Raw genomic sequence first — 11,052 nt, forward strand, 5'->3', positions numbered from 1 at the left:
GGAGCACCCGGTCACCGAAGAGGTCACCGGCATCGACCTGGTCCGCGAGATGTTCCGCATCGCCGACGGCGAGGCCATCGGCTACGACGACCCGCAGGTACGCGGCCACTCCTTCGAGTTCCGCATCAACGGCGAGGACCCGGGCCGCAACTTCCTCCCCGCCCCCGGCACGGTGACCTCCTTCGTGCCGCCCGCCGGGCCCGGTGTCCGGCTGGACGCGGGCGTGGAGTCCGGCAGCGTCATCGGCCCCGCGTGGGACTCGCTGCTGGCCAAGCTGATCGTCACCGGCGCCACGCGGAAGCAGGCCCTCCAGCGCGCGGCCCGCGCCCTGGCCGAGTTCCAGGTCGAGGGCATGGCCACCGCGATCCCGTTCCACCAGGCGGTCGTGACGGACCCGGCCTTCACCAGCGAGCCCTTCACCATCCACACCCGCTGGATCGAGACCGAGTTCAACAACACCATCGCCCCCTTCACCCCGACCGGCGCGGACGAGACCGAAGAGCCCACCGGCCGTGAGACGGTCGTGGTCGAGGTCGGCGGCAAGCGGCTGGAGGTCTCGCTGCCCGCCTCCCTGGGCGTGGCCACCGCCCCCGCGGGTGGCTCGAAGAAGCCCAAGCGCAAGGCGGTCAAGAAGTCCGGCTCCGCCGCCTCCGGCGACGCCCTGGCCTCCCCGATGCAGGGCACCATCGTCAAGGTCGCCGTGGCCGAGGGCGACACCGTGGCCGAGGGCGATCTCGTCGTGGTCCTGGAGGCGATGAAGATGGAGCAGCCCATCAACGCGCACCGCGCGGGTACGGTCAAGGGCCTGGCCGCCGAGGTCGGCGCGTCCCTCACCTCGGGCGCGGTCATCTGCGAAATCAAGGACTGACAGGAATGATCGCTGTGGCTCCACTCGGAGGTAAGCCCCAGGATTGACTGGCGCTTCCGCTGCCCTCGGCAGGATTAGCCGACCGCCCGGCGGGACCACGACGCGTCGCCGGTCAGGCATCTGTGACTTCCGAGTACGTGCCGTCAGAGCTCGCGAAGCTCGCCCTTGACCGCCTCCACCAGCCGCAGGTGACACGTCTGCCGCGCGACCGCACGCTGCCGCGCGGGGTGGACGCCGGGGGCCTGGTCAGGGCGTGGGCTATTGGATTTCCGCCCATCGAGTGGTCCCGCTTTGGTAGGTCGTGGTTCCGGAGCGGGCGGACAGTGCGGCGACGATGGCGCTCCCGCGGCCGCTCTCCTCGGGCTGCCGAGGACTGCCGCCGTGGTGGCGCAGCAGCGCCGGGCCCGCGTCAGTGACCTCGATGCGGACAGCACACGCAGCCCGGCCACCCTGCCGGGACAAGCACAGCGACGCAGGGGGAAGCGCGTGAACGACCGCATTGGTGATCAGTTCGGAGATGACCAGGAGCGCATCGTCCGCAAGGTCCGAGGGGATGCGCCACTGTTGCATGGCGCGGGCGGCGCGTCGGCGGACGGCGGCAAGACCTTCTGGGATGTGAGGCAGAGGGAAGACCACATCTGTCCGAGCGGATGAGACTGTCTCAAGGCTGTTGCTGAGCTTCACGGGCAGGTCGTGATTCATGGTGCTGTCCTGGGGGTGTTCCCGGTGGGGCGGGGGACGGCGAGGCCGGAGAGGAACGTCTCGGGCGCGGTGTGGCGGCGCCAGGCCACCGGGGATCCGGCGGGGGTAGCCCCTCAGTCATGACGATGACGTCCGTACCGACTCTTCCGTCGTTATCGACGACTAACGTTATGGGTGATTCACATTCAACGTATGTCCTGGTATCAGCGGAGTCAAGACACGGACGAAAAGGAAAAAAGTTACCGGCCGCTCACCTAGGCCGAGTCGTCAAGACGCCCACCCGCGCCACCGCGATCAACGCATTCGCCGCGTCGAAACCCATGCACGCCAGGCGGACCAAGGCGGGTGGCGACCTACATCACGTACAGATGTCAGACATTCGGTGTTAGGGTCGCCTTATGAAAGATCTTCGTGCGCCGCGCCGCGTCGCGAGCTTGTCGGCGCAACTGGTGGACACCCTTCGTGAGCAGATCACATCCGGCGCATGGCCTGTAGGGATGCGGATTCCGGCGGAACATGAGCTGGTCGAGCAACTCGGTGTCGGGCGTACGACGGTGCGCGAGGCGCTCGGCGCGCTGGTGCATCTGGGCCTGCTGGAGGCTCGGAAGGGTGACGGGACGTACGTCCGGACATCGAGCGAAATGCACTCGGTACTGATGAGACGTGCCAACACCTCGAGGCGGAGCGACGTGCTGGAACTGCGCGCCGTGCTGGAAGAGTACGCCTCGGGCTTGGCCGCGTTGCGGCGTACCGAAGACGACCTGAATCGCCTGCGGCACCTCCTCGACGAAGCCGAGGCGACAGCGGATTCACCGGAGATGGCCGCCATCGCGGAGATCGATACCCGCTTCCACCAGGCCGTGGTGAGTGCCAGCGGGAACACCCTTCTTACCGAGGTGTACGACGTCCTCAGCATCGCGGTCACCGAACAGATCGGCGGCACGCTCTGGCCCAGCACGACGGCCGCAGAGCACAGCCTTCTGCACAGGCGTCTCGTTGAGGCGATCGCTGCCCAAGACGAGGTCGGTGCACGCTACTGCGCCACCGAGATCGTGAAGCTCACCGAGACCGGAACGGAACGACAGAAGTGACCACCTCGAGGAACTCCCGCGCCGGCCTCACCACGGCTACGAAGGCCGACCGGATCGCAACCCCGAAGACGCCGGTTACTACGCCCGCCCTTTCGGCCGGCCTCTTGATCGCGATCCTTTTGGTGGCGGCCAACCTACGCGTGACCTTGACGGGTGTGGGCACACTGTTGCCGGCCATCGAGCACGACACCGGGTTGACTGCGTCAGAGGGTGGCGTACTGAGCACCCTGCCGCTGTTTGTGTTTGCTGTGACTTCGCCCTTTGTCGGACGCACCTCGCACCGGGTCGGCACCACCCGCCTCCTCGTGGCCGCCCTCGCAGTGCTGGCAGCGGGCACCGTGATCCGGTCCTTGCCTTCGCTTGCCTGTTTGTTCGTCGGAACCGTGATCCTCTCGGTGGCGATCGCGGTTGGCAACGTCCTGCTGCCTACGGTGATCCGCACCCACGTGCCCGGCTCGCGGGTTCATACCGTCAGCGCTCTCTACGTCACCGCTATGGGAATGGTCGCCGCTCTGTCGTCCGGCATCTCCGTCCCGCTTGCCGAGGTCCTACCTGGAACCTGGCATTCCGCCCTGGCCTGGGGAGTGGTCGTCGCCGTCGCCGCTCTCGCCGTGTGGCTGCCTCGGCTACGCGGGTCCCGGCCGGACGGCGGCGTGCGGTCTCGTGGGACACACGCTCGAACCCCATGGCGATCCTGGCTGGCGTGGCAGGTGTCCTTCTTCATGGGCCTGCAATCCCTTGCCTTCTACACCGCCGTCGCTTGGCTGCCCAGCATCCTCGGTCAGCAGGGCATGAGCACCACAGCTGCCGGCTGGATGCTGTTCTACTACCAGCTCGTCGCACTGGTCACGAGCATGTTGCTGCCTTTGATCACTCGGGGCCGCCACGACCAGCGCTTCGCTGCGGCCGCGGGCTCAGCGATCGTCGCCGCAGGCTTCGCGCTTCTGCTCCTCTTTCCAGCGCTCGCACTCGCGGCGTGCACTCTTCTCGGGTTGGGCGCCGGTGTCTGTCTCGTGCTCGCCCTGAGCTTCCAAAGCCAACGTGCCACTGGTCCCAGCGAGACCACAGCCCTGGCCGGGATGGCTCAGTCCATCGGCTATCTCGTCGCCGCGGCCGGACCCCTCCTTCTGGGCGTCCTCCACGACACCACCGGCAGCTGGACTGGTGCTCTCCTTCTCCTCACCGCATTGAGCCTGGTCATGGCCGCTGCCGGTTATGGCGCTGGACGCGACCGCCACGTTCGCACCCGGCCTGACCGCGAGACAGACTAACGCCGTCCAGAACGCATCGGACCGGATGCAGAGAACGCGGAGTCAACCTCCCTGAGCCGCTGGGGGAAAACTACAGCTCAGCAGGCACCCTCCTCCCCCGCCAGCCACCGAAGCGACTAACGAGCCATCATCGCCCCTGCGGACAGTCCATGATGGCAAGGCACTCGAGGGAAGCACGTCCTGGGAGGGTACTGATTATCAGATACCAGGGAACTCAGTTCCCTCTTGGAGACCATCGGTAGGTGCTTCCACCCAGGCATCTTCGAGGCGTTGGACGGTCCGCCACATCGGCGTGCTGCTTCTGGCGACCAGGATGAGCGATTCCCCCGTATCACCCCAAGTGCGGTGGACGAGTCTCAGAGCCTGGTCCACCCCGATGGCCACGTCGCCCCCGGGCGCCGGAGCGCAGCCAGGCGCGAAGACCGCATCGCTCGGCATACATGCGCATGACCAGCCGGGCCGCTCCGCAGGCACGGCGCACGGGATCGGGGTCCTGGGCGCCCTGCTCCAAGTAGTCGACCATCTACGCCAGAGCCCGTTCGTGGTCTTGCCGAACTTCGACCTGTACCGCCCGTCCGAGGAGCACGACATGCTCCGTGACGCCATCCGCTCGCTCGCCGAGGCGAAGATCGCGCCCCACGCCGCCGCGGTGGACGAGGAGGCCCGCTTCCCGCAGGAGGCCCTCGATGCCCTCGTCGCGAATGACCTGCACGCGGTGCACGTGCCCGAGGAGTACGGCGGGGCGGGCGCGGACGCCCTCGCCACCGTGATCGTGATCGAGAAGGTGGCGCGGTCTGTGTCTCCGCGCTCCTGATCCCGACCGTGAACAAGCTGGGCTCTCTGCCCGTCATCCTCTCCGGCCCCGACGCGGCCGGCATGAAGACCAAGGCGGTCCGCGACGGCGACCACTGGGTGCTCAACGGCGTCAAGCGCTGGATCACCAACGCGGGCGTCTCCGGTGCGCGCGGTAGGCGTCGTAGGCTGTGGACTCCCGGCCAAGTGGTGGGCCTGCACTTTTTCCATCTCGTGCCGGTCCGCAATCTGGGTGAACCGGTCCCATCCCTGGTGAGACTTGCCGGAAGGCCCAGATGCCGTTGCCGGAGCCTGGTGCGCCCAGCCATCCCTCGATGGATGCTTTGCGACGTTCTTGCCGGTCAGGTCTCCCCGGACGCCAAAGGGCACTCCGCTCTGGGCATACGCCCGCCGCCGCCATTTGTGGTGGTGGAAGACGTGCTGGCGGCTACTCGCCGTCGTCCTCGCGCTCGAGGGCTTCCAGCGCCCGCCGCGTGACCTCGTCCACCGGGCCCAGGGAGGAGATCGTGACCGCCAGGCCCTGCGTCTTGTAGTACTCGATGATCGGCTCGGTCTGCGTGTGGTAGACCTCGAGCCGCTTGCGGACGGTCTCCTCGGAGTCGTCGTCGCGCTGGTAGAGCTCACCGCCGCAGACGTCGCACACGCCCTGCTTCTTCGGCGGGCTGTACGACACGTGGAACACGTGTGCCGACCGGCTGCGGCAGATGCGCCGGCCGGCGATGCGCTTGATGACCTCTCCCTCGGGGACTTCGAGGTCAAGAACCGCGTCCAGCTTGATGGCCTCGGTCGTCAGCAGCTCGTCGAGCGCCTCGGCCTGCGAGACATTGCGCGGGAAACCGTCGAGCAGGAAGCCGTCCTCGGCATCCGGCTGTTGCATGCGGTCCTTCGCCATCGCGATGGTGAGCTCGTCGGGGACGAGGTTGCCGGCGTCCATGGAGACCTTCGCGAGTTTCCCGAGCTCGGTCTGCCGACTGATGTTGGCCCGGAACAGATCGCCCGTAGAGATGTGCGGGATCGACAGCTTCCCGGCCAGACGTGTGGCCTGAGTGCCCTTTCCAGCACCCGGCGGCCCGACGAGGACGAGGCGCATCAGCGGAGGAACCCTTCGTCATTGCGCTGCTGGAGCTCATCGGCGACGGAGGCGCTTGCCGACGGCTTGGAGACGACCTCGCCGATCCTGCCACCCACGGCCAGATACCGACGACTGGCTGACGGTGCGGCTGGTCGGGGAACGGCCGGAGCCCCGGACCACTTTCGTTCGATTCCGCTCAGAGCCTTCATCACATGTCCAATCGTCTGGGTGGAGCGTCTGCTCGGCTCGCCGTGGGAAGGGTGGACAGGTTGGTTGCGACCGTCCAGCGGCACGGCGCGGCTTGTCAGGGCGGGTGCCGCACCGTGCCGCCGGACGGAGTGGGTGGGGAGCTGTTGCCATGGGGTGGTGGTACGGGTCGGCTGCGCCGGGACCGTCCGGCGGTACGTCTTTTCGGCAAGACAGGGGCGTGCCGCCGGACGGGGTATGAGAGGCGAATCCCCTGCACGCAGAGGCTGCCGGGCTCTCGCTCAATCGATGAGGTCGAGGGCGGTGGTGACGATGCTGTCCGTGTCGATGCGGTGGTAGCGGTAGACGTCCTCGATCGCCCCGGACTGGCCGAACCGGGTCACGCCGAGGGTACTGACGGGAACGTTCTGGATCGTGCTCAGGAAAGCCAAGGTGTGGGGATGCCCGTCCAGGACGGTGACCAGCGGGGTGGCCCGGTCGAGGGGGAAGACCTGGTCGAGGATCCAGGCCGGGTCATCCGACAGGCCGCGACGGGCCTGGAGCGCGCGGAAGAGTAGGTCCGGGCTGGTCACGCATACCACGTCGGCGCCGTGGCCGATGGCGGCGAGCCGGTCGGCGGCGGCCAGGGCCTCCGGGACCAAAGCGCCCATCGCGGCGAGTGTCACCACGGGCTTCTCGTGCTGCCGCAGCCGGTAGGCCCCGGCGGTCACCTGCCGGCGACGGCGTTCGCGAGCGGCCGGGTCGCTGGGCACCGCGGCTGTCGACTGGTCGATGAGTCGGGTCGACAGTCGCAGATAGGCCGACCTGCCCCCTGGACTGGCCAAGTTGCCGAGTGCGGTGAGCAGGCACCATTCGGTGTCGATCGCGAACGCCGGCTCATAGGTGACGCAGCCGGGCTGTTCAATGCCCAGCGAGGGGGTGGTGATCGACTGATGTGCACCGCCCTCCGGGGCGAGGGTGACACCGGAGGGGGTGCCGACCAGGATCGACTGGCCACCGGCATAGATGCCGAACGACCAAGGCTCCAGTGCCCGGTTGACGAAGGGATCGTAGACGACGCCGATCGGCAGCAGCGGCTGGCCCCACCGACTCCAGGTGGCGCCCAGCTCGCCGAGGAGACCGACCAGGTTGGTCTCCGCGATGCCCAGCTCCACGTGCTGACCGGCCGGCTGCTCGCGCCAGTGCAGGATGGTCTCGGCGTCGTCGGCGAACCAGTCGGTGCGCTCGGTGGGCGACCACACGCCCACCTTGTTGAGCCAGCCACCCAGGTTGGTGGTGGAGCTGACGTCCGGGCTGACGGTGACGATCCGGGCGGCCGCCTCCGGCGCCCGCCGGGTGAGATCCAGCAGGACGCGGCCGAGAGCCTGCTGAGTGTTCCCGATGCCGGAAGGGGCCGGGCGCGCCAGGTCGGCGGGGACGGCAGGGGGCTCTTGGGGCGCCTGTTCGGGGCGGTGCAGTCGCTGGGCAGCCGCCGCGCACAGGGCCGCTTCCGCCGAACCCGCACCGAAACGCCTCCACGGGTCGTCGAGATCGGTTCCCAGGCGGTCGGCCAGCGCACTCATCTGGTCGGCCGTCAGGAGCGAGGAGTGGTTCTGCGGGTGGCCCTCGGTGGGGAGCCCGTAGCCCTTGACCGTGTAGGCGAAGATCACGGTCGGGCGGGTGTCGTCGACACCGGCGAACGCATCCGACAGCGCGCCGATGTCGTGGCCGCCCAGGTTGCGCAGCGCCGCCAGGAGCGAGGCGTCGTCCAGGGGGGCGATGAGGTCGGCGATCGGCCCGGCGGTCGAGCCGGTGTCGGGCAAGCGCTCGCGCAGCTCGTCGGCGGAGCAGCGCAGCAGGCGCTGGTATTCGGGGTTGCCCATGGCATCGATACGAGCGCGCAGGGCCTCGCCGCCGGGCCGGGTGAACAACTCCTGCAGGAGATTCCCGTACTTGAGGGAGATCACCTGCCACCCGGCCGCGGCGAACATACCCTGCAATTTGTCCGCGGCGATGCCGGGGATGACTCGGTCGAGGGACTGCCGGTTGAGGTCGACGACCCACACCACTTCGCCCAGGCCCGGCACCATCGGATCCTGGATGGCCTCCCAGATCGCGCCTTCGTCCAGCTCGGCATCGCCGAGCAGGGAGTACTGGCGCCCCTTCCCGGCACCGCCGAAGCGCCCCTCCACGTAGCGCCGGGCGAGAGCGCCCCACAGGGGAGCGGTGGCGCCGATACCGACCGAACCGGTGGAGTAGTCGACCGGGTCGGGGTCCTTGGAACGACTGGGGTAGCTCTGCAGGCCGCCGAAGGCGCGCAGCGTGGTCAGGTAGGACTCGTCCAGCTCGCCCAGCAGGTAGTTGATGGCGTGCAACACCGGTGAGGCATGGGGTTTGACCGACACCCGGTCCTCGGCAGTCAGTGCGTGAAACCACAGCGCCGTCATGATCGAGGTCATCGAGGCGCTGGACGCCTGGTGGCCGCCCACCTTCAGCCCCGAAGGGTTCGGCCGTACCCGGTTGGCGTGATCGATGATCGCGGTGGACAGCCACCGCACCCGCTGTTCGACCGACTCCAGCGCAACAAGCTCCTCCGCCTGGGCAGGACCGCCGTTGCCGCCGGCCGACTTCAGTTCCGCCACCATCACAGACCACCTCCGTATTCGGCACCACGCCTTAGGGATTTCGCGTTATGCTCCGTCAGGAGACGGATAACTCCGCGACTGCACAGGATGTGCCTTTTAGATCGAGCATTCTGCTTGAATTCGGGTCACCTGATCGGCTGCCCCAGGGCGCTGGACCGGTTCGCACCGGCCTTAGGACGCGACCCCATCACGCGCCTTGGCTGACGGCAGAGAGCCGACTGCACGCAGGACGTCTGTCAGCCATGCGACCTGCCCATCGAACTGCGACAGCCTCCAAGGCCATACCCACCGGTATGTCTTGTGCTCCCAGTTGAGAGTGAGCCGACGTTGACTGGTGCGGGCCAAAAAAGTGTGCACGGTCCAGTCCGGCCCGCCACGTGGGTCGGCGAGACGCAGCGTGGGGCCCGCAGTCAGCTGCTCCAGAGCGCGGGCGGGGAGCAGAGTCTCCTCCCAGATCTCCTGGATGGCTTGCCGTACCGGGTCGCTGTCAGCGTCCAGATATCCGGTGATGCAGTGCCACAAGCCTGCGTCATGCTGGACAGATCCACTGCGCTTGAACAACCCGACGCGCCCTCGCCACATGAGGACGACGGCGACCACCTGCCGCAGGCCCTGGCGTTTCTGATCGCCCACCGGACGCTCTGCCGCGTGGAAGCACGCGGTTTGACACTCCCCGACGACGACCTCGCGTGCCACCGGTCCGCTCCCGTCGTTCACCGGATGCGGCTCTCGCTCCCGGCCCATGCCTTGTCCCGCAACACGAACTTCTGAATCTTCCCGGTGGAGGTCTTCGGCAGCTCGGTGAACGTGACCGACTTCGGCGCTTTGAACCGGGCCAGCCTGCCCTTCACATGCTCGATGATCTCCGCCTCGGTGGCCGTGGCGCCTTCCCGCAGGCTCACATAGGCGGCAGGGACCTCACCCCAGCGCTCGTCCGGCACCGCGATCACCGCCGCCTCCAGTACCGCCGGATGATCCATGATCGCCTGCTCCACCTCGACCGAGGCGATGTTCTCCCCACCCGAGATGATCACGTCCTTCGAGCGGTCACGCAGCTCCACGTACCCGTCGGGGTGCAGGATGCCGATGTCCCCGGTCCGGAACCATCCGTCCGGCACCGCTGCCAGGGTGGCCTCGGGGTCGTCGAGGTAGCCGAGCATGAGGTTGTTGCCCCGCAGCGCGATCTGCCCCGTGGTGACACCGTCCGCGGGGACGTCCGTGCCGTCGTCCGCGATCACCCGCGGCACACACGAGATCATGTTCCCGACGCCCTGGCGCGCCTTGAGCCGCGCTTGTGCCGCGGCGTCGCGGTCGTTCCACTCCGGGCGCCAGTCGCACAGCATCGCTGGGCCGTACGTCTCGGTCAGCCCGTACAGGTGCGTGACCTCGAACCCCAGCTCCGCCATCCGCCGCAGGATCGCCGGTGACGGCGGCGCCCCACCGGTGGCGATCCGCAGCGTGCGGTCCAGTGGTGCGGCCTCTTGGGCGTAGGCGATCATCGACAGCACCGTCGGCGCCCCGTTGAGGTGCGTGACGCCCTCCTCCCGGAGCAGTCGCCAGATCTCCGCCGGATTCACCTTTGGCAGGCAGACGTGCGTCCCAGCCGCCGCGGTCACCGCCCACGGGAACGTCCATCCGTTGCAGTGGAACATCGGCAGCGTCCACAGGTGCACGCTCGACGGCGTCAGTCCGGTGTGCCCCACCATCGCCACGGCCTGGAGGAACGCGCCCCGGTGGTGGTACATCACGCCCTTCGGGCGGCCCGTGGTCCCCGAGGTGTAGTTGATCGACAGCAGCGCCCGTTCGTCGGTCGGGGTCAGGTGCAGCGGCTCCGCCGCTGCCAGCAGATCCTCGTATTCCCGCCCCGCCCTGATCCGGTGCGGTGGGGCGTCCAGCCGGGCGAGGGCCTCGTCCACCAACGCGTCGAACGACGGGTCGTGGATCAGCACGGACACCTTGGAGTGCTCCAGGATGTAGGCGACCTCGCCCACCGACAGCCGGGTGTTCACCGCGACCAGCGGCACCCCCGCCCACACCACCCCGTAGTGCGCCTCCAGCGACACATGCGTGTTCGGCGCCAGCACCGCCACCGGACGCCCCCCGGCCAACGGTGCCAGCCCGCCCGCCAACCGCTGACAGCGATCACGCAGCTCCGCATAGGTCCACCGGGACCGCCCATCCACCACCGCGACCCGACCCCCATGCGCCGCCGCCGCACGATCCAGATACGACGTCGGGGTCAACGGCTCGAAGGACAAGGAGCCCGGGTCGCGGGTCATCGCACCGCTCCGTGCGCCGGGACGCCGGTTGTGATCTGGAGGACGCCGTTGTCGTGGCGTTCGGTGAGGACGTTGCCGGTGCCGTGGTGGTAGAGGTCGGTCATCGGCTGGTCTCCTTGTGGTGG

At 68.3% G+C, this 11,052-nt stretch carries 8 protein-coding genes and 1 pseudogene; 4 read left to right on the top strand and 5 right to left on the bottom strand.

Annotated elements, in window-relative coordinates:
* Positions 1 to 868, top strand: an 868-nt coding sequence (locus tag ACFXB5_RS49545) for a biotin/lipoyl-containing protein (protein WP_385221613.1), incomplete at its 5' end; no start/stop codon positions are given.
* 258 nt (positions 869 to 1,126) lie between these two features.
* Here the strand turns inward: ACFXB5_RS49545 and ACFXB5_RS49550 are convergent.
* Positions 1,127 to 1,570 (bottom strand): ATP-binding protein, encoded by a 444-nt coding sequence (locus tag ACFXB5_RS49550; protein WP_138911841.1) that lies wholly within the window; start codon positions 1,568 to 1,570, stop codon positions 1,127 to 1,129.
* Between the two features lie 398 nt (positions 1,571 to 1,968).
* Between ACFXB5_RS49550 and ACFXB5_RS49555 the strand changes: the two genes are divergently transcribed.
* The 3 genes and pseudogenes from ACFXB5_RS49555 to ACFXB5_RS49565 form a co-directional block, all read left to right on the top strand.
* Complete coding sequence (locus ACFXB5_RS49555; protein WP_385221616.1) at positions 1,969 to 2,661, top strand: FadR/GntR family transcriptional regulator; 693 nt, start codon at positions 1,969 to 1,971, stop codon at positions 2,659 to 2,661.
* Positions 2,658 to 3,932, top strand: a complete 1,275-nt coding sequence (locus tag ACFXB5_RS49560; RefSeq protein WP_385221618.1) for an MFS transporter — start codon at positions 2,658 to 2,660, stop codon at positions 3,930 to 3,932. Before ACFXB5_RS49555 ends, ACFXB5_RS49560 begins: the two co-directional genes overlap by 4 nt.
* Before the next feature lie 589 nt (positions 3,933 to 4,521).
* Positions 4,522 to 4,889, top strand: a pseudogene (locus tag ACFXB5_RS49565) (acyl-CoA dehydrogenase family protein); the annotation flags it as partial.
* A gap of 283 nt (positions 4,890 to 5,172) precedes the next feature.
* Here the strand turns inward: ACFXB5_RS49565 and ACFXB5_RS49570 are convergent.
* From ACFXB5_RS49570 to ACFXB5_RS49585, 4 genes are all read right to left on the bottom strand, one after another.
* A complete protein-coding gene (locus tag ACFXB5_RS49570; protein ID WP_385221621.1) occupies positions 5,173 to 5,835 on the bottom strand; it encodes an adenylate kinase in 663 nt (220 codons plus the stop codon).
* 470 nt (positions 5,836 to 6,305) lie between these two features.
* Entirely contained in the window at positions 6,306 to 8,648 is a 2,343-nt protein-coding gene (locus ACFXB5_RS49575; RefSeq protein ID WP_385221624.1) for a pyruvate dehydrogenase, read from the bottom strand.
* A gap of 171 nt (positions 8,649 to 8,819) precedes the next feature.
* Positions 8,820 to 9,344 (bottom strand): NUDIX domain-containing protein, encoded by a 525-nt coding sequence (locus tag ACFXB5_RS49580; RefSeq protein ID WP_385221627.1) that lies wholly within the window; start codon positions 9,342 to 9,344, stop codon positions 8,820 to 8,822.
* 17 nt (positions 9,345 to 9,361) lie between these two features.
* Positions 9,362 to 10,927 (bottom strand): AMP-binding protein, encoded by a 1,566-nt coding sequence (locus ACFXB5_RS49585; RefSeq protein WP_385221629.1) that lies wholly within the window; start codon positions 10,925 to 10,927, stop codon positions 9,362 to 9,364.
* Positions 10,928 to 11,052: the final 125 nt, after the last annotated feature.

Source organism: Streptomyces sp. NPDC059455 (genome assembly GCF_042750115.1).
GTDB lineage: Bacteria > Actinomycetota > Actinomycetes > Streptomycetales > Streptomycetaceae > Streptomyces > Streptomyces endocoffeicus.

Coding starts and splice junctions, on each gene's coding strand:
- ACFXB5_RS49550 (WP_138911841.1), bottom strand. CDS start 1,570: ATGAATCACGACCTGCCCGTGAAGCTCAGCAACAGCCTTGAGACAGTC.
- ACFXB5_RS49555 (WP_385221616.1), top strand. CDS start 1,969: ATGAAAGATCTTCGTGCGCCGCGCCGCGTCGCGAGCTTGTCGGCGCAA.
- ACFXB5_RS49570 (WP_385221621.1), bottom strand. CDS start 5,835: ATGCGCCTCGTCCTCGTCGGGCCGCCGGGTGCTGGAAAGGGCACTCAG.
- ACFXB5_RS49575 (WP_385221624.1), bottom strand. CDS start 8,648: ATGGTGGCGGAACTGAAGTCGGCCGGCGGCAACGGCGGTCCTGCCCAG.
- ACFXB5_RS49585 (WP_385221629.1), bottom strand. CDS start 10,927: ATGACCCGCGACCCGGGCTCCTTGTCCTTCGAGCCGTTGACCCCGACG.